We start from the raw sequence: 23,221 nt of genomic DNA, 5'->3' as shown, positions 1-23,221 counted from the left end.
GAGAAATAGCCATACTTATTGCCCGAGAAAATACCAGTCGCGCTTCACCCTAACTGGCAAGTTTACGCCAGAATCGCCCAGTATCGTGCACACCACCTGTGCTTGCTGCTCATCCATTACTCCGATCTGGGCAAAACTGCCCAATGAAACACGCTCACGAACCAAGAACTCCGCCTGACGCCTCTCCATGCGGTCCGCATAGCGCTCATTTCGGAGATTGTTCTGCCAGTACTTGCAGAAACCGTCCAACCTCGGTTGCTCTGTCAACAAATCCCAAGCCACCTCATCGAGCCGTGCAAGATCGGTAAACGCACGGGAAAATGCCAGCGTCGCGTTGCGGTCGTAGAACACGAACGGCACGCTACCCGCGGTAACGCGATCCACCGTCGTTTCCAAATGCACGATATCTCCCTGGCGCCACCGGCACCCTTCAACTCGTCCGCCATTGACCGCATACAACATCGGTGAGCGTGGCGCGAAATAGAACGGCACATAATCATGCACGACCCCGCCGGGAGGATTCGGCACCGCCCGCCCAGCGCGGGCGCCCTGAGCACCCTGATGGGCGATATTCTGGTAGGCAATTCCGGCGGCCGCACCCGCATTCTTCGACAGCAACGCACCCGACGCACAAATCGCCGGTAGATTGGCGATGGCTGTAATGTGGAACAGACGTACGGGATGCGGGACGCTCATTGCTCGCTTCTCAACTCAAACGAAGTCATTCCTGACGGCTTAACCCACAAAATATCCGCAATTATCGCGTGTGTGGCGTTCACGCCGCACATTCCTCGTCGGTAGAAACCAAGCCGCCAGAAAACGCACGACTCAGGATCGATTGCCGCAGCCGCTCAGCGCGCTGGAGGTTAGCGTCCACCTGGGCTTCGGTTTCACGCAGAAGGGAGAGGCGGCGGTCGACTTCAGCAACGATACGATGTTGCTCGTCTAGTGGCGGTATCGCCACCGGCAGTGATCGAACTTGTTCAAGACTGAGACCCGGCTTCCCAGCGCCATAAGCCCATGACTCCAATAACTTACGGCCATTAGACGGCGAGATAATCCAATCAAAAACAAATGGCGCCATTTCTGAAAAATTGAGCTTCAACAGCGCAACATGCTGGCTTACGAAGGCGGATTCCCCTAGCTCGGGCACAAGGGCAGATTTCGTAACATTCGCACCCGTGATGGTGATCAGGATGTCTCGAAATGACACGCCACTTCTAGTGCCCTCAGCGCCTCGCGGAATCTCGACACGGGCGACTCCACGAACACTAAGTCTATCGGTCTTGATGTCCTGCGCACGGATAAAAAGCACACCCTCATCCGAGTAATAGTCACCCCACCCCCTCGACCCGCTTGTGACCAGCCAAGTTAGCTGCTCGACCGTTGCCCACACCCACCCCTCCGGTAATTCGGGAAGGTCGGTGGTGTCGGGCGCGGCGGGTTCTTTGTATTTGCGCTTGCCTTGCCACTGGCTGCGGCGGGTTTCGAGGATACGTTGCAGCAGTTGTTCGCCGTTCTCGTAGCTACGGCCTTCGGTCGCTCCCGGCATCCTGCCTCCCGCGACATTCGCACTTCCCTGTGCAGCACGCCTAGCAAGTTCGGCTTCGGTTTCGACGAGGCGGCCTTCGACGGCGGCTTTGAGGACGGCGGCTTTATAGCGCTTGAGGTTGGCCCTGACGCGCTTGAGGTTGGCAACGGCTTCGTCGAGGCGGGAGAACTGTTTTTCGATTTCCGCGACGATGCGTTTTTGTTGGTCGAACGGCGGAACCGGAAGAGCGATCTTTGACAGATTTTTACGCGAAATTCTCTTGCGAGTACTGCCACCTTGCAGCGAAGCTACTGCCGACCTAAATGCGGGAGAATTTATGAAATACATCAACCAGAGATGATTGAATTCACCCCCAGAAGAACGAACTATTGCAACATCAACAACAGTTACTGCTTTCTTTGAATCGCCTGGAAATATACATGCTCGCCCCAATGGGTCCGGCATACGCGCCACTAGCACATCACCCTTCTCTAGAAAGGTACAACCAAGCTCAAGAGCTTTTTCATGCGTTAGAAAACGGGCTGATTTATTGCGGTACTCACCGTCCCCGATATCAGCAAGCTGAATCAGACGAACATCTCCGTCTGGATCTTGATCTTTGCTTTCAACCCAGTCACCGTCGACAAAGACGCCGCTAGCACCAACTAGATCTTGGATCGTGGACAGCGTCCAGCCACACGGCAAGACATCTTGTAGCGCTGTAGGGACTATTTCTACTGCTGCATTCTTCATGCCGCCAACGTCTCGTTCAATTCGTCAATCATCGCATTCAGTCCATCGCCAAATAGCTGATACAGCTTGCCCAAGCCATCCCCCTGGACGAAAGGCACATATTCGCAATCATTCCGTTCGACGCTTACCCAGTTCCAGCAGTTCATCCAGACTGACAGGAATCGTCCGTTGATTCGCACGCTCTTTGACCACCTTGACTAACGCTTCGTCGTCCAGCCTTTCCTGCTCGACTTCATCAGCGTCAGCAGGTGGTTTCTCCTTGTTCATCCATACACCTCGTCATGGCTGCCGATGTCGATCAGCAGAATTTCACGCTCTGTGATCTGCAACGTCAGAGTTATCCGGTAACTGTGGGTCAGGTTGACGGCTTGCAAACCTTGCAGTTTTCCGCCGAGCGGATGCAGGCGCAGGCTTGGCTGAAAGGGATCGGCGGCAAGTTCGGCCAGGGCTTTCGCGAAGCGGGGCCGAAGGTCGGGGTGCTTGGTCAGGAACTTGCGGGCGCGGCGGTCGAACGAGGCGGTGGTGGCCAGTGCCCAGTTCATGCCGCCGGTTCGCTGTCCAAATGCTGCAGCAGAGCTTCCACGCTGTCATGGCGGGTAATCCGCCCGGCTTTGGCATCTTCCAGCGATGCCTTGATGCGGGCCAGATCGGCTTCTTCCCGGGCTTCGACAAGCGCCTGATAGCGCTCTTCGGTGAGCACCACATACTGCGGACGGTTGTTCTTGACGATGTGTACGGGGCCTTCGGCCAGTGCCTCGTCCACGGCGGCGATGCCGCGTCGCTTGATTTCCTGTGCGGGGATCGTGTTCATGCTCGATTCCTATACCTGATTAGGTACTGATTTAAGCACTCATTCAAGCATCCATCAAGCCGCCAGTGTTTCGTTCAACTCTTCGATGATCGCGTTCAGCCCGTCGCCGAACAGCTGATGCACCTTGCCCAGTCCGCCCTCCTGGGCGAAGGGGACATATTCGAAATCGTCCCGCTCGATGCCGAGGTTGGCGGCGATGTGGTCGCGGATCATCTCCAACCACTTCATTTGTTCGGCGCTGAAACCGCCCTCTCCCCCAGCCCCTCTCCCGCTTGCGGGCGAGGGGAGGCCTTGGTGGGCCGCCAGCCACGCCTTGAAGTTGGCGTTCACGCGCTCGGGGAACGGTACCAGTTCGTTGTCGCGGCGCATGGCGAAGCGCACCAGCGAAACGAGGTCGGTCAGGATACGCCGGCCGGAGGCACCCTTGACCTTCGATTTCTCCAGCGCGGCGTAGGCGTTCCAGAGCTGGGATTCGTTCCACAGGTACGGCGGCTGCTCGATGCGCTGGGCGAGGTCCTTGACGGCCTCGAAGCTGAGGCGCTGGCGGTAGGGCTGGCTGTAGAGGATTTGCAGGGCGGTGATCTCGTCCTTGTGCTCCTGGATAAACTCCTCGAAGGAGTGCACCAGGCCGCGGGCGCGGTCGAGGGCGTCCTGCGAAAAACCAGCTTCGAGCACTTCGTCTGGGCTGACGATGTCGATGACGATCTCGTTCCTTTTCTTCACCTCGGCGATGGTCTCGCGCAACTGCGGGTCGTGCAGCGGCATGACGGCTTCGGTCACGATCCTGCGGCGCGCCTCGGCGAGCGCCTGCTCGGGGATCGGGCTGTCGTCGTCGGGCGCGCGGCCCAGGTCGGCCCTGGCCTGCTCGACGTGGCGGTCCGGGTCGAGGGCGGCGACGATGCGGTGGCTGAGGTCGTTTAGCCCTAGGCCGCCCGACTGCTCGCGGATGCGCTTGTCGTCATCGGCGCCGATGCGGTGTTCCAGGCGCGCGAGGCGGCCGGCGAGCGAGGTAAGCACGTCGTCCTCGATGTTGCCGAACACGACCGCCTGCATGAGCTTCTCGAAGCCGACGGTGGGCTTCTGCTCCATGGGGCGAGAGTCGGTCTTGTCCTGCTCGCAAACGCCGACGGCATCGACGATGACGAAGTGATCCTTGGCGGCGGCGTCGGGCGTGACGCTCTGCAGGTCGTCGGCCTTGATGACGCGCACGCCACGGCCCTTCATCTGCTCGAAGAAGGCGCGGGACTTGACCGCGCGCATGAACATGACGATCTCCACCGCCTTGATGTCGGTGCCGGTGGCGATCATGTCGACGGTGACGGCGATACGCGGCATCGGGCTGGTGCGGAACTCGTTGATGAGGTCCTTGGGCTTGGCGCCGGTAGTGCGGTAAGTGATCTTCTGGGCGAAGTCGTTGCCCTTATCGAACTCCTCGCGCACGATCTCGACGATGTTCTCGGCGTGCTGGTCGTCCTTAGCGAAGATCAGCGTCTTGGGCACCCATTCGCGGCCGGGGAAGATCTCCGTGAACAGCTTGTCGCGGAAGGTTCGGATGACGGTGCGTATCTGGTCGGGCGCGACGACGGCGCGGTCGAGCTGGTTGGGGTCGTAGGCGAAGTCGTCGTCGAGCTGTTCCCAGCGCTTCTTGCGCGTGTCGCGCTCCTGGACCTGCACGCTGTAGCCCGCCTCCACCTTGGAGCCGGCCTCGGTGATGAGGGTGCGGATGCGGTAGACGTCGTAGTTGACGTTGACGTTGACGCCGTCGGCCACGGCCATCTCGTGGTTGTATTCCATCACCAGGTTCTGGTGGAAGAAGCCGAAGGTCTGCTTGCTGGGCGTGGCGGTGAGGCCGACGAGATAGGCGTCGAAGTATTCCAGCACCTGCGCCCAGAGGTTGTAGATGGAGCGGTGGCATTCGTCGGTGACGATGACGTCGAAGGTGCCGATCGGGATGCTGGGGTTGTACTCGATGACTTCCGGGCCACGCAGGACGCCGGCATACGGCGTTGCGGGCTTCGCTCCGGTGCTCATTGCGCCGGACGGCAACTCCGCTCCTCGCTCGGCCCGCGCCTTGTCTGCCGACGCCCTGCTGTGCCCGGTCACATTCCAGAGCCGCCCCAGTTCGTCAGCCGACACTTCTTCGAGGTCCTCGGGTAATTCGCGGCCCTTGAGCATGGAGTACATGCGCTGGATGGTGCAGATGCAGACGCGCGCGGTGGTGTCCAGCGTGTTGCTGCTGAGGCGCTGGACGATGTATTCCTCGCTGAACTTGAAGTTGTTGTAAGGCGAGGCGTACTGCTGGAATTCCTTGAGCGTCTGGTCGCCGAGGTTACCGCGGTCGACCAGGAACAGCACGCGCCGCGCGCCGGCGAACTTGATCAGCCGGTAGATGAAGGAAATGGCGGTGAAGGTCTTGCCCGAGCCGGTCGCCATCTGGATCAGGGCGCGCGGGCGGTTGTCGCGCAGCGACTGCTCGAGGTTGCGGATGGCCGTGATCTGCACCGGCCACAGGCCTTCCTCGATCAGCTGCGGCATGTCGCGCAGACGGCTGAGGAAGGTGTCGATCTGGCCCGCCGCATAGTTGGCTGCGCCCTCCTTGACCCCTGCTGCAGGGCTCAGCCATTCGGCCAGCAGCGCCGGAGTGTGGAAGGCGAATACGCCACGCGAGCGTGGGGCAAGATCGAGGCCGTTGGTGAAGCGGGTTTCGACGCCGGTGGACTGATAGGCGAAGGGCAGCGGATTGAGCCAGCGCGGCAGGCCGTCAGGCAGACCCTGGGTGTATTTGTCGGACTGGGTTTCGACGCCGGTTAGCGTGACGCCCTGCTTCTTGGCTTCGATGACACCCGCAGCCCTTCCATCCACGTAGAGCAGGTAATCGGCGAAGCCGTGGCCCTGCTTGAGCGGAAACTCTCGGATGGCGACGCCTTGCGCGGCGTAGATGTTGGCGCTGGCGGCGTCCTGCACGGACCAGCCCGCCGCTTCCAGCAGCCGGTCGATGTCTTCCCTGGCTTGTTGTTCTGGATGTGGCGCCACGCGCAGCCTGATGTACTTGGGAATGTGGGGAAATTACCACATTCGGCGGCAAATGCCCTGCGCCCCGCTCGACCAGTTCGTCGATCTGCGCTTCGTCGATGGTCAGCGGCGGGGAGATGATGACGGCGTCGCCGGCCTGGCCGTCGAGACCGCCCTGCGCGGGGTAGATCAGCAGGCTGTTGTCGAAGGCCTTGCGGATGATCTTGCCGGTGACGTTGATCGCCAGCGGGAAAGGCCGCTTGGTGGCCTTGTCCTGCACGAACTCGATGCCGATCATCAGCCCGAGTCCACGCACGTCGCCGACGATGGTGGAAGTCTCGGCCACGGCCTTGAGTTTGTCGGACAGGACTTGCCCCAACCGCGCACTGCGCTCGACCAGATCGTTCTTCTGCACGTAGTCCAGCACCGCCAGCGCGGTTGCGGCGGACAGCGGGTTGGCGCTCAGCGTGTGCCCGCCCATGATCGAGCCGGAGCCGCGGCGGATGACGTCGATCACGCGCTCGCTGACCATGGTCGCGGCGATCGGCGTGTAGCCCGCGCCGATGCCCTTGCCCAGGGTGATCATGTCCGGCGCCACGCCCCAGTGCTCCATGGCGAACATCCGTCCGGTGCGCGCGATGCCGGTCATGACCTCGTCGGCGATCAGCAGAACCTCGTGCTTGTCGCAGATCTCGCGGATGCGCTGGAAGTAACCGTCGGGCGGCACCACGGCGCCGCCGGTAGCGCCCACAATCGGTTCGGCGATGAACGCCGCGACGTTCTCGGCGCCGAGGCGGGCGATAGCCGTTTCCAGCTCGTCGGCATAGCGCTCGGCCTGCTCCTGCGGCGTACCGGCGTAGGGGCTGCGGTAGGGATACGGCGTGCGTGCCACGGGCAGGTCATCCAGCTGCGAGACGAAGCGGCGGCGGCGGATGACGTGGCCGGACATGGACAGCGCGCCCATGGTGATGCCGTGGTAGCTCATCCAGCGCGACAGCACCCGGCTCTTCTGCGGGCGGCCGGCCTCCTGCCAGTACTGGATGGCGACCTTCATCGCGGTCTCCGTCGCCTCGGAGCCGCTATTGACCAGGAAGGTCCAGTTCACGTCGCCCGGCGAGAGCTCGGCCAGGCGCTCGCACAGTTCCTCGGCGGCGCGGCTGGTGAAATGCGAGCGGTAGACGAAGGCGACCTTGCCGGCCTGCTCGGCCATGGCATCGAGCACTTCCTGTACACCGTGGCCGATTGAGGCGGTGACCGCGCCGGCGCTGCCGTCCAGGTAACGCTTGCCGTGCACGTCGTACAGATACACGCCCTCGCCATGCGAAATCTCGGGATAGTCTCCGTCGATCAAGGGCTTAATAAGACGCGTATTTTCGGTCACGTGAGAACCCTCCCTGGGGCACTGGCGGGGCGGCCGGGGCGGACCGCGAAAGATTTCATGATATATTCCGGACGAAGCTTCAACTATTCTCCGCCGAGCGCCATAAACGCCGGGCTCTTTTGTACATTGTGTACAGCTGCCCGCCGCAGTCAGTGGAAGGACGCAACCCATGAGCTTGACCGTCGCCGACGCGATGAAGCTGTCCGTCATGCAGCAGGCCCGGCTCGTCGCCGGCTCGACCGGTCTGGACCGGCAGATCCGCTGGGTGACCATCGTGGAGGTCATCGAGGACGTCTCGCGCCTGCAGGAAGGCGAGTTCCTGATCACCACCGCCTACGGCTGGGAGGCCGATCCCGACCTGGGCCGGCGTCTGCTCGAAGGCTTCGCCGCGCAGGGGCTGTCCGGCGTGGCGATCCAGACCGGTTTCTACCTCGCCGCCATTCCGCAGCCGCTGATCGAGCTGGCCGACAAGCTGGGACTGCCGGTCTTCGAGCTGCCCTCGCAGCTGAACTTCTCCATGGTCACCCGCGAGCTGCTCGAACAGGTCGTCAATGAGCAGTTCCATGCCCTGGCGTACTCCGAGAACGTCCACCAGAAGCTGATCCACCTGGCGCTGTCCGGCGCGGGGCTGGACGCGCTGGCGCAGGAGTTGGGCCTGCTCACCCACGCCTGCATCCAGGTCTACAACGCCAAGTGGCGCGTCGAGACCCGGCAAGCGCACTCGGACGGCGACGCCGCGGCCCCGGATTTTCGCCGCTTCGTCATGAATGCGTTGCTCGGCAACACACAGCAGCGACGTGAACTGCTGGAGCACCGCCAGACCATACGCCTGCACTTCGAACCTCCCGCCACGGACGCGGAAAGCCCGGAACTCGCTCCGCTGGTGATCGACGCCGCCGAGGCAGCGTTGGAGACGGATATGCGCTCGGCCCTGGACCGCGACCCGGACGAGGGCGCCGAACACGCCTCGGGCTGCGGCATGCTACCGGCCGACGCCGCCATCGCCCCGATCACCGACAACCGCGAAATCCTCGGCTACCTGCTGCTGGCCAAGTCCGGTTCGCTCACCGACTTCGACCTGCTCGCCCTGGACCATGCCTGCAAGGTGTGCGCGCTCGAGCTGATCAAGCGTCAGGCCGTGTCCGACGCCGAGCAGCGCCTGAAAGCCGACTTCCTGGCCGAGCTGCTGCGCGGCAACCCGAACCACCTGCCGGCCCAGCTCGAACGCGCGGCGGCGCTGGGCATCGACGAAAACCGGCTGCATACGGTCGCGGTGGTGGAAGTCGAGAGCGAATCGGCCGAACACGGCCCACCCGCCTGGCATGCCATCGAGCAGTCGCTGGCTCTGCGCAACGTGAAGTTCTTCGCCAAGCAGGGTCTGGGAGCGACGCTGGTGCTGATCGAGCATGACGTGGACGACGATCTGCGCCGCCTGATGTGCGAAGCCGCAGCCAACGTCAGCGGACCGCAGGCCGTGCGCATCGGCCTCGGCGAGTCCAAAGGCGAGCTGGAGCGATTGTCGGACAGCACCCGCGAGGCCTACGTTGCAGCCCGCTTCGGCAGCGTGCTGCACGAATACGCCGGTGTGGCGGCCTTCGCCGAGCTTGCCCCCTACCGCCTGTTCATCGACATGCAGCAGCAAGGCATGGATCTGTCCGCCTATTTCCGCGACGTGCTGGCGCCGCTGCTGGACAAGCCGCAGTTGCTGAAGACGTTGGACATGCTGCTATGGAACAACATGAATCTGAAGTTCACCGCCGAGGCGCTATACATCCACCGCCATACGCTCAAGTACCGACTGCAGAAGATAGAACGCGAGACCGGCCACGAGCTGACCAATTCGCACCAGCGCTTCGAGCTGCAGGCGGCGCTGATCGCCTACAAGGTCCAGGAGGCCGCCTGCCGCCATCGCCTGGGTCTGCCGACGAGTATTCGTGCGCCACAACAGGATGAGATGGATGCGGATCTAGGGAGTGGCACCTGAAGGGGTTATCCGTGGTTGGGGGGAGTGCGGCGAGCCTCGGGCTACAGCCCTCCTCCCTCTTTCTAACGCTGAAACTTGTTTCGAGCGCGTCACTGATTCAAATCAAATCCCACACACTGATTCGCGTCCGAAACCGACCGCCACGGACAGCAAGTACGCCGCTTTCCCGCACAAGACAACCCTATACCGATCAACAGCCCACTGGACATCCCACCACACGCCCATACTTAGATAGAACGAACCATCCAATCGCCAGCAATACCGGGCCATGCCTCTATCCCATCGCCTCCGCAACGGCCTCCACTCCGCCCTGATGTTCGGCGGCTTGCTCGGCCTGCTCGCGCTGCTGGCTGCTTTGCTCAGCGGGCCTCAGCTGATGCCGGGTATCGTATTCGGTGGACTAATACTGCTGATCGGCGCCTCCCGTGTCTCGCCACGTTGGATTCTGAGGCTTTACGGCGCACGTCGCATGCAGCCCATCGACGCCCCCGGCCTGTTCCATCTGCGCGACGAACTCGCAGAACGAGCCGGGCTGGAGCATGTCCCGGAGATTTACTACATACCGACGCCGGTGCTCAACGCATTCTCCATCGGCCGCCGCCGCGACGCTGCCATCGGCCTGAGCGATGGCCTTCTGCACAAGTTGTCTTCGCGAGAACTGGCCTGCGTGCTAGCGCACGAACTCAGCCATATCCGGCATAACGATGTGTGGGTCATGACCCTGGCCGATGTCCTGGGGCAGATCACCCGTACGCTTTCCCTGTTCGGTCAGATTCTGTTGTTGCTCAATCTTCCCCTGCTGCTGCTCGACGAGGCCCATGTACCCTGGCCGGCCATACTGCTGCTGCTTGCCGCGCCGTGGCTCAGCATCCTGTTGCAACTCGGACTGTCACGCAGCCGCGAGTTCAGCGCCGATCTGGGCGCCGTCGAGCTGACCGCCGACCCCGAGGGGCTGGCACAGGCGCTGATCCGCCTGGAAACCCAACAGCCGGCGGCGCCCGGCCGGCGCGCACGCATGCGCAGCGAACCATCGCTGCTGCGAAGCCATCCGGTTACCGAGCAGCGCATTGCCCGCCTGCAGGAGCTGGCGCATAGCGCACCCTACGGCGGACCAAACCCTCGCCACTCCCTGCATCCCGGCTGGCCACGCGCCGAACATCGTCCGCGACGACGCTGGTTGAGTGGTTTCTGGCACTAAACGCGCAACTGCGCCAATTGCGCATGTACCAAACGGCTCGCTCCCCGTTACACTACGCGTCCTACGCACAGGGCCGAGCAAACTCATGTCCGTCAGCCAATATTGCAAGCGCGACGCAGCCAGCATCGCCGCCGATGCCAGCGCGCTGGATGCCGCCAAACTAATGCGCAAGCACCGCACCGGGACCTTGGTGGTGATCGGCGAGCAGGACGGCAAGCACAAACCGCTCGGCCTGCTCGGTGAATCCGCCCTGGTCATGGAGGTACTGGCGCGAGGCAAGGATCCCAAGACCGTCACCGCCGCCGACCTTATGCAGCCACTCGAGGATTGCGCGCGCGAGGATGAGGCCGTCTGGGCAGTGGTCGAACGCATGCGCGAACGCAACCAGCGCCGCCTGCCGGTCACCGATGTCGAGGGTGCATTCGTGGGCCTGCTTGCCGCCGACGATATCCTGGAACTACTCGCCGCCGGCCTGATCGACATCGCCATGCTCACCCGCGCGACACCGGCCACCGGCAAGACGTCAGGCACCAAACGCGCCGGGCAGAAGAACACCGCCCGCAAAGCCACCAAGCGCCCGGCCAAGAAAGATGCCGCCAACAAGAAGGATCCGGCCGACCAGCCCGAGAAGGACTGAACCGGGCGCTGCGCGATCCGCGCGCCGTTCTCAGACGGGAGGTTTTGGGGTAAGGTGCGCCGTTGCCGGCTTCACCGTCACTCCGACCGCCGGCCCGTCCGCGCATTTCCACGCCCGCACCGCGACCCCGGCTCATGAAACCGCTAGCTCTCGACAAGTCCTACGTACTCGACATCCTCACCCGCCTGCTTAACACGCCCAGTCCCTCCGGCTATACGGACCGCGTCGTGGCCTTGGTGTGCGAGGAACTCGAGCGCCTTCAGGTGCCGTTCGAGCTGACCCGCCGCGGGGCCGTGCGCGCCACACTGCAGGGCGAGTGGCCCACTCCCGACCGGGCACTGGCAGCGCATCTGGACACGCTTGGCGCCATGGTCAAGGAACTCAAGCCCAACGGGCGGCTGCGCATCGCGCCGATCGGGCACTGGAATGCGCGCTTCGCGGAAGGGGCCCGCGTGACGCTATTCACCGACGGTGGCGCCAGCTTGCGCGGCAACATCCTGCCGCCGAAGGCCTCGGGCCATACCTTCGGGCCCGAGATCGACGATCAGCCCTGCTCCTGGGACCACGTCGAGCTACGCGTCGACGCGCAGCTCGAGAATGCCGCCGACCTGCGCCGCGCCGGCATCCAGGTCGGCGACTTCATCGCCGTGGACACCAACCTGGAAATCAACGACAACGGCTATATCAACTCCCGCCACCTCGACGACAAGGCCGGCGTGGCGGTGCTGCTGGGCATGGTGCAAGCGGTCCAGGCTGCTAAACGAGACAGCGGCTTGATGCTGCCTGTGAGCTGCCACGTGATCTTCACCATCACTGAAGAAGTCGGCGCCGGCGCCTCGGCCGTACTGCCACCCAGCGTGGCGGAACTGGTCAGCGTCGACAACGGCACCAACGCACCGGGGCAGAACTCGCGCGAATTCGGCGCGACCCTGGCCATGGCCGACATGACCGGCCCCTTCGACTATCACCTCACCCGCCACCTGCAGGGCCTGTGTAAAACGCACTCCATCGCCTTCCAGCGCGACGTGTTCCGCTACTACCGCTCCGACAACGCCACCGCGCTGGAAGCCGGCAACGACGTGCGCACGGCGCTCGTGTGCTTCGGCATCGACGCCTCGCACGGCTATGAGCGCATCCACTGGGATGCGCTTGAATCGCTGATCGCTCTGCTCAGCGTCTATGTGCAGACGCCGCCGCTGACGTTCGGCTGAACTCTATCGGCAAGCCGCAGCGAAACGTCGCAGCAGACTCAGCACCACGGACGCGGCCACACCGGCGTCCTCGGCGGCCAGTGCCTCGTCGGGGTGGTGACTGAGACCGTCCGGCGTGCGTACGAACAGCATGCCGATATCGGTCAACCCCGCCATCGCCAGCCCATCGTGACCGGCCCCGCTGAACAGTTCGCGGGGACGCTCCCCGGTCGCGTCCGCCACCGCCTCGCCCAGTTCGCCGATCAGCCAGGGTGCACAGGAAACCGCCGACTGCTCGTAGACCAGCGCATCATCGAGGCCTAGGCCGTGCGCCTCCGCAATGCGCCTCGCCTCGCCGAGAATGCGTTTGCGGGCATCCACCCGGATCGCATCTTCGGGCGAACGCAGCTCCAGGGTCAGGCGGACCTGCGCGGGAATGACGTTGACCACGTTGGGCACCACTTCCAGCTCACCGACCACGCCCACGCAATCGTGCGTTTCGCGGCACACACGGTCCAGTTCCAGCACGATGCCGGCCGCTCCCACCAGTGCATCGCGCCGGCTCTCCATCGGCGTCGTTCCGGCATGCGAGGCCTTGCCCTTCAACATCAGGCGATGACGTTCGATGCCGGTCAGGGCGGTCACCACGCCCACCGCCTGCCCGGCGGTTTCCAGGACGGGTCCCTGCTCGATGTGCACCTCGACGAAAGCCCGCACGTCTTCCGGCCTTCGCGCCAGCGCGGGGATGCCGCCCGGGTCCGCGCCGAACTCACGCAGAGCCCGCTCGAGGCTGACGCCGTCGGCGTCCTCCATCGCCAATACTTCCGCATCGAAACCACCGGCAACCGCCTTGCTGCCCACCAGCGAGGTGGTGAAGCGTCCGCCCTCCTCGTCGGAAAAAGCGATCACCTCGACCGGATAGGGCAGCGCCGCCCCCTGCTCTCGAAGTGCCTCCAGACAGACCAGCGGCAGCACGATGCCCAGCATGCCGTCGTAGCGCCCGCCGCTGCGCACGCTGTCCTGATGCGAGCCGAAGATGAGCGTACGGTGGTCGCTGCCTTCGCCCTCCAGGCGCCCGACCAGATTGCCGGCATCGTCCCAGTGCGTCTCCAGGCCGGCGCGCTGCATCCACCCCTCGATCAGCGCACCGACCGCGCGGTGCTCGGCCGTGAAGCTGAACCGCGTCACGCCCGCCCCAGGCTCCGAACAGGCGGCTGCCTGGTCCAACCGCTGCAGAATCTCCTCGCCCAGTGCGTTCATTCCCCGCCTCCGCATCAGTGGCGCTCGGGCGCGTTGGGCACGGGGATACCGCGCAAAAAGGTCTGGAAGTCCGCCGCCAGCACATGCTCGTAAATCTCGAACAGCCGCGCCACGGGGTCGGCGTCGGAGTCGACGCGCAGATCCACCGGGGCACGGTCCATCGACACCACCCGCGCCGCCGCCGACCACTCGCCGCGACTGTCTCCGCCCAGCTCGCGACTAACCGCGAGCGCCTTGAGCAATCGCTCGATCAGCAGGCCGCGGCTTGCCAGAAAAGTCTCACGCATAGCAGGAAGCAGCGCTGTCGAATGCAGCAGATTGCCCGCCAGAGCGAGATCGTTCTCGCACACATGCAACTTGTCGTCGGTGTTCGAATCGCCCGTCCAACCGGCGGTGCCGCCGCGGCTATCAAGCACGATCAGCTGCCGATACGCGCGTCCGCTGTCGTGCCCGGTCAGCTCTGTGACGGCCTGCTGCGCGTCGGCGCCCTCTTCCAGCAAACGCAAGCCGCGCGTGCCGTAAAGCGTGTTGGTCCGGTAACCCTGCGTAGCGATGGCGCCCACGCCTGGCTGCAGGTGCAGCACATACCCCCCCACGCACGGCCCTCCCGTGGCGACGGCTGCACCCAGCTCGCCGGTGGCGGGATCGCGAGCGATCAATGAAAAAGTCATGGCACTCCCTGGCAGGCCGGTTCCTGTCGAAGGCGGGAAATTCTGCGATGCAATTTATCATGATAAATGTTTGTCATCGGCACGTATGGGATGATTAAATCGGAACGCATTCGCCGCACCGGGGACGGCGGGCAGGGAAACAGGAGAAACACCATGCGTCATCCGATACTACGTGCCGCGACTGCTCTGGTGGCGCTCGGCGCACTCTCGGGAATCCTTACCGCACGCGCTGCGACGCCTCCCGGCGTGCTGATCGTGGGCCAGAGCGCCGAGCCCAAATCGCTGGATCCTGCCGTCGATACCGCGGTAACCGATTTCCGCATCCTGGAAAACATCTACAACGGCTTGACCCAGTACAAGAGCGGCACGCTACAGGTTGCGCCGGCACTAGCCAAGAGCTGGACGATCAGCACCAACGGCCTGACCTATACCTTCGACCTGCGCAAGAACGTCAAATTCCAGGACGGCACGCCGTTCAACGCCGAGGCAGTGAAGTTCAACTTCGACCGCATGCTGGATAAGAACAACCCCTATCACGACACTGGCCCGTTCCCGCTGGCCTTCTTCTTCGGCGACGTAAAGAAGGTGACGGTGCTCGGTCCGTACAAGGTGAGGTTCACGCTCAAGAAACCCTACGCACCGTTCCTCTCCAACCTCGCCTACCCGACCGGCCTGATGGTGTCGCCGACCGCCGTGAAGAAGTACGGCAAGAACTACGGCAGCCATCCGGTCGGCACCGGTCCGTTCGAGTTCGTCGAATGGGACCGCAACAACAAGCTGGTGCTCAAGCGTAACCCCGACTACTGGGGCGGCAAACCTTCGCTGAAGACGGTTATCTTCCGTCCGATCACCGACACCAACACGCGCGTGTCCGAACTGCTTTCCGGCGGAATCAACATCATGTTCGGCGTGCCGCCGAATTCCTTGAAGCTGTTCGACCACAACGCGAACTTCAAGGTCTACCAGCAGGTCGGCCCGCACGTCTGGTTCGTGATCCTCAACGAGAAGGACGGCCCACTGAAGAGCAAGCTGGTGCGCCAGGCGATGAACTACGCGGTCAACAAGGAAGCGATCGTCAAGGATGTGCTCAAGGGTACCGCCGAGGTTGCCAACGGCCCCACGCCGCCGGCCTTTGCGTGGGCCTACAACAAGAAGCTGCAGCCGTACCCGTATGATCCGGCCAAGGCCAAGAAACTGCTGGCCGAAGCAGGCTACCCGAACGGTTTCTCGACCGCTTTCTACGTGACGCAAGGCGGCTCCGGCATGCTCTCGCCGGTCGAAATGGGCACCGCGATCCAGGCCGATCTGGCCAAGGTCGGCATCAAGGTGAAAATCGAAACCTTCGAATGGAACACCTTCCTGTCCAAGGTCAACGCTGGCCTCAAGGGCAACGTCGGCATGGCCGAGATGGCATGGATGACCAACTCGCCCGACACTCTGCCCTTCCTGGCGCTGCGCACGCAGGCCTGGCCGAGCAAGGGCGGCTTCAACTCCGGCTACTACTCAAACCCGGAAGTGGACAAGCTGCTAGAAGAGGCCCGCGCCACCCGCGACCAGGCCAAGCGCGCTGAGCTGTACAAGAAGATGCAGGTCATCGTGCACAATGATGCGCCATGGATCTTCGTCGCCAACTGGAAGCAGAACGCGGTCACCAGCGCCGGCGTCAAGGACTTCAAACTGCAGCCCTCGTTCTTCCTGCTGTTGCACGACGTCAAGAAGCAGTAATCATCACTGTTCGAGGGGCCGTTCGCGGCCCCTCTTTTACTGTGCGCGCTGAAGGATACGTTTCCTTTTACGCCGGTCAGGCGGAGACTTCTCTATGTACGGCTATATCGGCAAGCGCCTGCTTGCAGTGATCCCGGTATTGCTCGGCCTGTCCCTGGTGATCTTCATCATCATGCACCTGATCCCGGGCAACCAGGCCACCGCCATGCTCGGTGCCTATGCGACGCCGCAGAACGTCGCCAAACTGAACGCCGAACTCGGTCTCAACCAGCCGCTGCCGATGCAGTACTTCATCTGGCTGGGTAACGTTCTTCACGGCGACCTCGGCTATTCGTACACACTCAACCGCCCGGTGCTCGACGTGGTCATGCAGCGCTTCGGCAACACGCTGATCCTGGCCATCGCTGCGTTGATCCTGTGCACTACCTGGGGTCTGCTCGCCGGCGTCGTATCCGCGATCCGCCAGTACAGCTGGACCGATCGCATCGTCACGCTGCTGATCCTGACCGGCATCTCGCTACCCTCGTTCTGGCTCGGTCTGATCCTGATTCTGGTCTTCGCCGTCGACCTGCACTGGCTGCCCACCAGCGGCATGTTCGAGGTCTATGGCGGCGGCGGCCCGCTCGACCTGCTGCGCCACCTCATCCTGCCGGCATTCACGCTGGCGGTCGGCGCCACCACCGTCATCGCCCGCCTGACGCGCTCCAACATGCTCGAAGTGCTGCGTCAAGACTACATCCGCACCGCCCGCGCCAACGGCCTGAGCGAAGGCCGCGTGGTCTACCGTCACGCCTTCAAGGCGGCGCTGATCAACGTCATACCCGTCATCGGCGTACAAGCCGGCTTCGTGCTCGGCGGCGCTGTATATATCGAAACCGTGTTCCAATGGCCAGGCATCGGCCGCATGCTGGTTCAGGCCATCGAAAGCCGCGACATCCTGCTGGTGCAGGGCGGCGTACTCGTGGTGGCAAGCAGCTATGTGCTGTTCAACCTCGCCGCCGACATCCTGCAGAACGCGCTCGACCCGCGGGTGCGCGCATGAGCACTGTCGCCTCCTCGCTGTTCGCCACATGGAGGCGTGTCGCGCGCAACCGCCTGGCCGCCTTCGGCGCCCTGATACTGCTCGCGGTTGGCGCGCTCGTGCTGCTCACGCCCATCCTGCCGCTGCAGCCGCCCGACGCCACCAATCTCGGCAACTCCCTGCTGCCCGCGCTCAGCCCGGGACATCTGCTCGGCACCGACCAGCTCGGCCGCGACATGCTCTCGCGCCTGCTGTGGGGCACGCGCCTTAGCATCGCCGTCGGCATCGCCGCCACGCTATTCGCCGCGGTGATCGGCTCGGCCATCGGCATCATCGCCGGCTACGCGGGCGGGCGCGCCGACAACCTGATGATGCGCGGCATCGACATGCTCATGGCCTTCCCCTACATCCTGCTCGCACTGTCCATCGTCGCCGTGCTGGGGCCCGGTCTGATGAACGCCATGTACGCCGTGGCGCTGGTCAACATCCCGTTCTTTGCGCGCAACATCCGCGGCATCACCGTCGGCATCGTGCACCTGGAGTACATCGACGCCGCACGCCTGACCGGCAAGACCGACCTGCGCATCCTGCTCAGCGAGGTGCTGCCCAACGTCATGCCGGTGATCATCATCACGATGTCCACCACCATCGGCTGGATGATCCTCGAGACCGCCGGCCTGAGCTTCCTTGGCCTGGGCTCGCAGCCGCCGCAAGCCGACCTCGGTTCCATGCTCGGCGAAGGGCGCAAGCTGCTGATGGTCGCGCCCAACGTGTCGATCGTGCCCGGCGTGATGATCTTCCTGCTGGTGATGAGCGTGAATCTGCTCGGCGACGGCATTCGCGATGCGCTCGACCCGCGCCTGCGCTCCGGCGCGCTGGCCCGCCCGGCACCGGTCACCGAAATCGACCGCAAGGACATCCCCAGCGCATCACAAGTCGGGGACGAAGCGCTGCTGGACGTCGATCGCCTACGCACCGAATTCCAGGCCGGCACGCGTGTCTCACAAGCCGTCAACGACGTATCCTTTCGCATCGCGCCCGGCGAATGCCTGGGCCTGATCGGCGAATCCGGCTCCGGCAAATCCGTCACCGCACTATCGCTGACGGGCCTGGTCGCCTCGCCGCCCGGGCGCATCGTCGGCGGTGCCGTGCGTTACAACGGACAGGACGTGCTCGGCCTCAACGCCGAGCAGTTGCGCCGCATCCGCGGCAAGGAAATCGCCTACGTCTTCCAGAACCCGCTGTCCACGTTGCACCCGCTGCACCCGATCGGCGAGCAAATCGTCGAGGCGATCCGCGCGCACCGCCCGCTGACGCACGCACAGGCCTGGCAGCGCGTGGTCGAACTGCTCGATCTCGTCCACATTCCCAACGCCGCGCAGCGCGCCCGCGCCTATCCGCACGAACTCTCCGGCGGCATGCACCAACGCGTCGGCATCGCCATGGCGCTGGCCAACGAGCCAGCGCTCATCGTGGCCGACGAACCGACCACCGCGCTGGATGTCACCGTGCAGGCGCAGATCCTCGCCCTGCTCGACGAAATCCGCCGCGAGCGTAGCACCTCGCTGCTGTTCATCACCCACGACTTCGGCGTACTCTCACAGATTGCCGACCGCGTCGCCGTCATGTACGGCGGCCGCATCGTCGAGCAGGGCCGCACTGCCGAGCTGCTCGCACATCCTGCGCACCCCTATACCGCCCGGCTGATCGACTGCGTGCCGATGCTCGGCAGCGGCCGGCGCGAAATGAGCGCCATCCCCGGCCTGCCGCCCGCCGGGGATGCCATGCCGGCCGGCTGCGCCTTCGCGGCACGCTGCGATCGGGCGACCGATGCGTGTCTCGAGCGTATCATCGAGGAACGCGACATTGCTCCGGCGCATAGCGTGCGGTGCCTGCATCCGTTGCGGGGCGAGAGGCAAGTGTGATTTATCGCGCCGGCACAGCATCTTACGACAAGTTCTGGAGGCGGGACGCCGTGAGCAAACGCAGGTTGGTTTCGGATTTTCGGCACTCGCGCAGAGTTTCAAGCGCGAAATGGCGAATGGTGATTTCGTCTACACGCGGCAACGTGCCCGCCCCCCTGTCTTTGAATGCACGAAGAAAGTCGCTCGCACGCCTGCGCCTGCCAGTCGAGAAAAATCCAAACGCCGCCAGCCTGCGAAACGAGGCCGCCCAACCCAAAGCGTGCTCGCCCAACGGGCAGACAGCATGAACGAAGCTCCGATCCTGCAAGTCGACAAAGTCCACAAAACCTTCGGCGGCGGCCACACCCTGCTGCGCAAGCCAAAACCGCAGGTGCATGCCGTGCAGAACGTCGAATTCGCCGTGCAACCCGGCGAAACGCTGGGCATCGTCGGCGAATCCGGCTGCGGCAAATCCACCCTGGCCCGCATGCTGGTCGGCCTGAGCCTGCCCACCTCCGGCAGTATCACCGTCGAAGGCCGCGACATGGCCGCGCTCAAGCGCAAAGGCACGCGCGCCGCCGGGCGCATGATCCAATACGTATTCCAGGATCCGCTCAGCTCGCTCAATCCGCGCAAGACCATCCGCGAGATCCTCGAGGCGCCGCTGATCCATCTGCACGGACTGGACAAACCGGCCCGCACCAAGCGCATCGCCGAACTGATGGACGCGGTCAATCTGCGCCCCGAGTTCCTCGAACGCTATCCCCACGAGTTCTCCGGCGGCCAGGCCCAGCGCATCGGCATCGCCCGGGCGCTGGCCGCCGACGCACGCATCCTGGTACTCGACGAGCCGGTGTCGGCCCTGGACGTGTCGGTGCAGGCCCAGGTGCTCAACCTGCTGCGCGAACTACGCCGCGAGTTCGACCTGACCTATCTGTTCATCAGCCACGATCTGGCCGTGGTCGAGGCAATCAGCGAACGCATCGCCGTCATGTATTTCGGTCACATCATCGAGATCAGCAACGCCGAGCAGGTATTCGCTCAGCCGCACCATCCGTATACTCGATTGCTGCTCGACAGCGCACCGAGTATTGCCAAATCACGCGCCATCCGGAGCCAGACTGCAGCCGAACTGCCCGATCCGCTCAATCCACCGCCCGGCTGCCCCTTCGCCCCGCGTTGTCCGCACGCCGACTCGCAGTGCCAGGCACAGATTCCTCCACTAACCCGACATGGCGACACCCACTCCGTTGCCTGTTTCCACCCGCTCTGAGGCAGACGATTGAAAGCCCCGCCTGGAGAGAAAAAACGCGTCGGCACGAACGCCCGCGGCGCCACCTCTGCGCGCGGGCGCAACCGACCGCGCCAGCTCGCCGAAGCGCTCAAGGACTGGATCGCGGAACACGCCCTGCAGCCCGGCGACCGCCTACCCCAGGAAAAGGAACTCATCGAACTGTTCAAGGCCAGCCGCGGCACCGTGCGCGAAGCTCTCAAGCTACTCGAGGCGCAGGATCTCGTGAGCATCCGCACCGGTCCGCGCGGAGGCGCCTACGTCAAGGACGTCTCGCTGGAGCGCGCCACCGAGCTGCTGGGCAACTATTTCTTTTTCAAGAACCTCACCATTCACGACATCTACGCACTGCGCATCCAGCTCGAACCCGAGCTGGCCGCCAGTCTCGTAGGCGTGATCACGCAGCAGGACATCGACCAGCTGCAGCGCCTGATGACCCGCTACGACCATCCGCCGCAGTCGCCCGGCGAGGAACGCGAACAGCGCTTCGCCGAGCTGGCGTTTCACGAAACCTTGACAGAACTGTGTCCCAATCCGGTGTTAGCCTTCTCCTGCCGGTTCCTGATCCGCCTGCTCAAGGAACTGACGATCTGCCATCGCATCTACGAACGGCCGCAACCCAAACTGCGCGCCGGCGGGCACAGCTACCAGCTCAAGCTGCTGGAAGCTCTGCGTGAAAACGATGCCCACGGCGCCAGAAACCTCATGCACGAACACATGTGCTTTGCGCGGGACCTCATGGAAACCCAGGAGGCCGAAGTGTTGCGCCAATTCCTGCGCTGAAACGGCAAGGAACGTGAATCGGCACAGAGTGCCATTCCGTCAACGCCGAAATAGCGGACATTACCAATTATAAGTTTTCGGCTCGCAGGGGCAGGGCCTCAAACATGCAACGATCGAGCTATAAACAACACAGAATTCTTCTGATCGCACGGCTTGTATTGATCATGGTCACCGCCCTGATCGGCGTCATCGTGTTCCTCATCATAAAGAATCACGCCCAGCAGCAGATGATTTCCAATCTGCAGGTCGCGCTAGGAAACCACGTCAGCGATGCGAACAACGAGATCAGGAGCAGCGCCGGCAAAACGGCGGCGTTTGCCGGCCATCCTTTCCTGATCAATCAGATCTACATCCTGAACGCACATCCCGATGACGCCCGAGCACTCGCAGCGCTGCAACGCGAAACACATGCACTCCTCGCCAACGGCTTTTCGAGGGTTGCGCTGTACGGCAAGAACGGACGCCAACTCGCAAGCGTGGGCAGCCCCATCAGCCAGCCCATCCAACAGATCCGCCTCAAACTGGGTAAACGCAACGACCTGCTGTTCAAGAACGGCTACTACCTGCGCACGACAATCGCCATCCGCAGCAACGGCACGCAGATCGGACGGATAGCAACCGAACATCCACTACCGCTGCTCAGCCGCATGTTCTCAGCCAACGCACACTTGAGCAAAACCGCCGAGCTTGCCATGTGCGCCGCGCTGCCCGGCGGCGGCATGCGTTGTTTCCCCTCGACACGCTCTGACCACGCTTTGGAGTTTCCGCCGCGTCCAGCGGGCAGTGCGCCGCGGCCCATGGGCTTTGCGCTGCGGGGCGAGAGCGGCGCCACCCTCACGCACGATTACCGCGAGCAGAACGTGGTCGCCGTATTCATGCCGGTGAGCGACCTCGGACTCGGCATGGTTCTGAAAGTCGACCGTTCCGAACTGTACGCGCCGATCTGGCGCCAGTTTCTGTACCTGCTGCCTCTGCTGTTGTTGCTGCTCGTCCTGGCGCTGTTTTCCCTGCGCTGGCTGCTCAATCCGCTGATCACCGAACTGGTGCGCTCCGAGGAAGAAACACGCCGGGCCAACGACCGGCTGCGCGCCAGCGAAAAACGCATGCGCATGGTGGTGGACAGTGTCGACGAGGGCATCCTGAGCATCTCGGCCGACGGGACGGTCGAACTGTTCAACCCCGGCGCGGAACGCATATTCGGCTATCGCAGCGGGGAAGTCATCGGGCGCAACGTGTCCCTGCTGATGCCCGAACCGCACCGCGGGCAGCATGACCAATACCTGCGGCACTACCTGAAGACCAGCGATGCACGGCTCCTCTGCGGCCCCCGCGAAGTTGTGGCACAGCGTCAGGACGGCACGCTATTCCCCATGGAGCTAAGGGTCTCCCAACTCGATCTCAATAGACAGCGCAGGTTCATCGGGATCGTGTACGACATTTCGGAACGCAAGACCAGCGAAGAAAGGATCGCTCACCTGGCTCACCACGACGTGCTCACCGGCCTGCCGAACCGCCGCCTCACCCAGGACCGGATCGAACAAGCCATCGTCCGCGCCCAACGGACACTCTCGCGATTCGCAGTCATGTTCGTCGACCTGGACAAATTCAAGCAGGTCAACGACTCGCTCGGTCACGATGCCGGCGATCAGTTGCTCAAGGAGGTCGCACAGCGTCTGACCGACTGCCTGCGGGAGGAGGATACAGTCGGCAGACAAGGCGGCGACGAATTCATCATTCTGCTGAACGAAGTTTCGGCCGATGCCGATGCCATATCAGCAGCCGACAAGATAGGAGAGGCCCTGTCAGCACCCTTTCAGGTCCAGGGTTCGGAAATGCAGATCGACGCCAGTATCGGCATCACCGTCTATCCCCGCGACGGCGCCGACTTCGAAACCCTGATCAAACACAGTGACATGGCGATGTACCGCGCCAAGAAGTCCGGGGAACGGCGTTGCCAGTTCTTCACCGGAATCGAAGATTCCGCGCCGACGACTGACCCGCTCGCGCCCAGATAGGTCCTCTCACTTGAGCGCCGTCCAGGCGCCCAGGCCGACCAACAGCCAAAACAG

General features: G+C 63.4%; 18 protein-coding genes and 1 pseudogene. 10 read left to right on the top strand and 9 right to left on the bottom strand.

The annotated features are described in order from the left end of the window. Positions 1–15 precede the first annotated feature (15 nt). From P8014_RS13945 to P8014_RS13915, 7 genes and pseudogenes are all read right to left on the bottom strand, one after another. Positions 16–696: a DUF4433 domain-containing protein gene (locus P8014_RS13945; RefSeq protein WP_337817935.1), complete on the bottom strand. Its 681-nt coding sequence runs from the start codon at positions 694–696 to the stop codon at positions 16–18. 79 nt (positions 697–775) lie between these two features. After that, a complete protein-coding gene (locus tag P8014_RS13940) occupies positions 776–2,284 on the bottom strand; it encodes a restriction endonuclease subunit S (RefSeq protein ID WP_337817934.1) in 1,509 nt (502 codons plus the stop codon). A gap of 108 nt (positions 2,285–2,392) precedes the next feature. Continuing rightward, positions 2,393–2,551: a hypothetical protein gene (locus P8014_RS13935; RefSeq protein WP_337817933.1), complete on the bottom strand. Its 159-nt coding sequence runs from the start codon at positions 2,549–2,551 to the stop codon at positions 2,393–2,395. Next, complete coding sequence (locus P8014_RS13930) at positions 2,548–2,826, bottom strand: plasmid stabilization protein (protein ID WP_337817932.1); 279 nt, start codon at positions 2,824–2,826, stop codon at positions 2,548–2,550. Before P8014_RS13930 ends, P8014_RS13935 begins: the two co-directional genes overlap by 4 nt. Further along, entirely contained in the window at positions 2,823–3,095 is a 273-nt protein-coding gene (locus P8014_RS13925; protein ID WP_337817931.1) for a type II toxin-antitoxin system Phd/YefM family antitoxin, read from the bottom strand. The genes P8014_RS13930 and P8014_RS13925 overlap by 4 nt, the downstream gene beginning before the upstream one ends. A 54-nt stretch (positions 3,096–3,149) precedes the next feature. After that, complete coding sequence (locus P8014_RS13920) at positions 3,150–6,128, bottom strand: type I restriction-modification enzyme R subunit C-terminal domain-containing protein (protein ID WP_337817930.1); 2,979 nt, start codon at positions 6,126–6,128, stop codon at positions 3,150–3,152. Between the two features lie 76 nt (positions 6,129–6,204). After that, positions 6,205–7,659 (bottom strand): annotated as a pseudogene (locus tag P8014_RS13915) (aspartate aminotransferase family protein); the annotation flags it as partial. On the opposite strand from P8014_RS13915, the gene P8014_RS13910 reads away from it, so the two are divergent. The 4 genes from P8014_RS13910 (at position 7,658) to P8014_RS13895 (ending at position 12,518) form a co-directional block, all read left to right on the top strand. Continuing rightward, positions 7,658–9,472, top strand: coding sequence for a PucR family transcriptional regulator ligand-binding domain-containing protein (locus P8014_RS13910; protein WP_337817929.1), 1,815 nt, complete (start codon positions 7,658–7,660; stop codon positions 9,470–9,472). The pseudogene P8014_RS13915 and the gene P8014_RS13910 sit on opposite strands and share 2 nt — an antisense overlap. Positions 9,473–9,740: 268 nt before the next feature. Further along, positions 9,741–10,670, top strand: coding sequence for a zinc metalloprotease HtpX (locus tag P8014_RS13905; RefSeq protein ID WP_337817928.1), 930 nt, complete (start codon positions 9,741–9,743; stop codon positions 10,668–10,670). An 85-nt stretch (positions 10,671–10,755) separates the two neighbouring features. After that, complete coding sequence (locus tag P8014_RS13900; protein WP_337817927.1) at positions 10,756–11,307, top strand: CBS domain-containing protein; 552 nt, start codon at positions 10,756–10,758, stop codon at positions 11,305–11,307. Between the two features lie 134 nt (positions 11,308–11,441). Beyond that, on the top strand, positions 11,442–12,518 hold the full coding sequence (locus P8014_RS13895; protein ID WP_337817926.1) for an osmoprotectant NAGGN system M42 family peptidase: 1,077 nt from the start codon (positions 11,442–11,444) through the stop codon (positions 12,516–12,518). Between the two features lie 3 nt (positions 12,519–12,521). Here P8014_RS13895 and P8014_RS13890 read toward each other — a convergent pair whose 3' ends face one another. Next, a complete protein-coding gene (locus tag P8014_RS13890; RefSeq protein WP_337817925.1) occupies positions 12,522–13,757 on the bottom strand; it encodes a M20 family metallo-hydrolase in 1,236 nt (411 codons plus the stop codon). Between the two features lie 14 nt (positions 13,758–13,771). Next, positions 13,772–14,428 carry a DUF1028 domain-containing protein gene (locus P8014_RS13885; RefSeq protein ID WP_337817924.1) on the bottom strand — a complete coding sequence of 219 codons (657 nt, stop codon included), beginning with the start codon at positions 14,426–14,428 and terminating at the stop codon, positions 13,772–13,774. Positions 14,429–14,581: 153 nt separating this feature from the next. Here P8014_RS13885 and P8014_RS13880 point away from each other — a divergent pair, with 153 nt between their 5' ends. The 6 genes from P8014_RS13880 (at position 14,582) to P8014_RS13855 (ending at position 23,167) form a co-directional block, all read left to right on the top strand. After that, on the top strand, positions 14,582–16,153 hold the full coding sequence (locus P8014_RS13880; RefSeq protein WP_337817923.1) for an ABC transporter substrate-binding protein: 1,572 nt from the start codon (positions 14,582–14,584) through the stop codon (positions 16,151–16,153). Positions 16,154–16,247: 94 nt separating this feature from the next. Further along, positions 16,248–17,195 (top strand): ABC transporter permease, encoded by a 948-nt coding sequence (locus P8014_RS13875; protein WP_337817922.1) that lies wholly within the window; start codon positions 16,248–16,250, stop codon positions 17,193–17,195. After that, positions 17,192–19,099: a dipeptide/oligopeptide/nickel ABC transporter permease/ATP-binding protein gene (locus tag P8014_RS13870; protein ID WP_337817921.1), complete on the top strand. Its 1,908-nt coding sequence runs from the start codon at positions 17,192–17,194 to the stop codon at positions 19,097–19,099. The genes P8014_RS13875 and P8014_RS13870 overlap by 4 nt, the downstream gene beginning before the upstream one ends. A gap of 283 nt (positions 19,100–19,382) precedes the next feature. Next, positions 19,383–20,351: an oligopeptide/dipeptide ABC transporter ATP-binding protein gene (locus P8014_RS13865; protein WP_337817920.1), complete on the top strand. Its 969-nt coding sequence runs from the start codon at positions 19,383–19,385 to the stop codon at positions 20,349–20,351. Between the two features lie 9 nt (positions 20,352–20,360). Continuing rightward, positions 20,361–21,152, top strand: a complete 792-nt coding sequence (locus P8014_RS13860) for an FCD domain-containing protein (protein WP_337817919.1) — start codon at positions 20,361–20,363, stop codon at positions 21,150–21,152. A 164-nt stretch (positions 21,153–21,316) separates the two neighbouring features. Next, a complete protein-coding gene (locus P8014_RS13855; RefSeq protein ID WP_337817918.1) occupies positions 21,317–23,167 on the top strand; it encodes a diguanylate cyclase in 1,851 nt (616 codons plus the stop codon). Positions 23,168–23,221: the final 54 nt, after the last annotated feature.

Source organism: Acidihalobacter sp. (assembly GCF_037381185.1).
Classification (GTDB): Bacteria; Pseudomonadota; Gammaproteobacteria; order DSM-5130; family Acidihalobacteraceae; genus Acidihalobacter_A.
This window is presented reverse-complemented; position numbering and strand designations above follow the sequence as displayed.

What these genes read in the sequence shown, in the direction of transcription:
- P8014_RS13875 (WP_337817922.1), top strand. Translation starts at nt 16,248, where the DNA reads ATGTACGGCTATATCGGCAAGCGCCTGCTTGCAGTGATCCCGGTATTG.
- P8014_RS13900 (WP_337817927.1), top strand. Translation starts at nt 10,756, where the DNA reads ATGTCCGTCAGCCAATATTGCAAGCGCGACGCAGCCAGCATCGCCGCC.
- P8014_RS13865 (WP_337817920.1), top strand. Translation starts at nt 19,383, where the DNA reads ATGAACGAAGCTCCGATCCTGCAAGTCGACAAAGTCCACAAAACCTTC.
- P8014_RS13885 (WP_337817924.1), bottom strand. Translation starts at nt 14,428, where the DNA reads ATGACTTTTTCATTGATCGCTCGCGATCCCGCCACCGGCGAGCTGGGT.
- P8014_RS13945 (WP_337817935.1), bottom strand. Translation starts at nt 696, where the DNA reads ATGAGCGTCCCGCATCCCGTACGTCTGTTCCACATTACAGCCATCGCC.
- P8014_RS13855 (WP_337817918.1), top strand. Translation starts at nt 21,317, where the DNA reads ATGGTCACCGCCCTGATCGGCGTCATCGTGTTCCTCATCATAAAGAAT.
- P8014_RS13940 (WP_337817934.1), bottom strand. Translation starts at nt 2,284, where the DNA reads ATGAAGAATGCAGCAGTAGAAATAGTCCCTACAGCGCTACAAGATGTC.
- P8014_RS13910 (WP_337817929.1), top strand. Translation starts at nt 7,658, where the DNA reads ATGAGCTTGACCGTCGCCGACGCGATGAAGCTGTCCGTCATGCAGCAG.
- P8014_RS13905 (WP_337817928.1), top strand. Translation starts at nt 9,741, where the DNA reads ATGCCTCTATCCCATCGCCTCCGCAACGGCCTCCACTCCGCCCTGATG.
- P8014_RS13870 (WP_337817921.1), top strand. Translation starts at nt 17,192, where the DNA reads ATGAGCACTGTCGCCTCCTCGCTGTTCGCCACATGGAGGCGTGTCGCG.
- P8014_RS13895 (WP_337817926.1), top strand. Translation starts at nt 11,442, where the DNA reads ATGAAACCGCTAGCTCTCGACAAGTCCTACGTACTCGACATCCTCACC.
- P8014_RS13890 (WP_337817925.1), bottom strand. Translation starts at nt 13,757, where the DNA reads ATGAACGCACTGGGCGAGGAGATTCTGCAGCGGTTGGACCAGGCAGCC.
- P8014_RS13880 (WP_337817923.1), top strand. Translation starts at nt 14,582, where the DNA reads ATGCGTCATCCGATACTACGTGCCGCGACTGCTCTGGTGGCGCTCGGC.
- P8014_RS13925 (WP_337817931.1), bottom strand. Translation starts at nt 3,095, where the DNA reads ATGAACACGATCCCCGCACAGGAAATCAAGCGACGCGGCATCGCCGCC.
- P8014_RS13930 (WP_337817932.1), bottom strand. Translation starts at nt 2,826, where the DNA reads ATGAACTGGGCACTGGCCACCACCGCCTCGTTCGACCGCCGCGCCCGC.
- P8014_RS13935 (WP_337817933.1), bottom strand. Translation starts at nt 2,551, where the DNA reads ATGAACAAGGAGAAACCACCTGCTGACGCTGATGAAGTCGAGCAGGAA.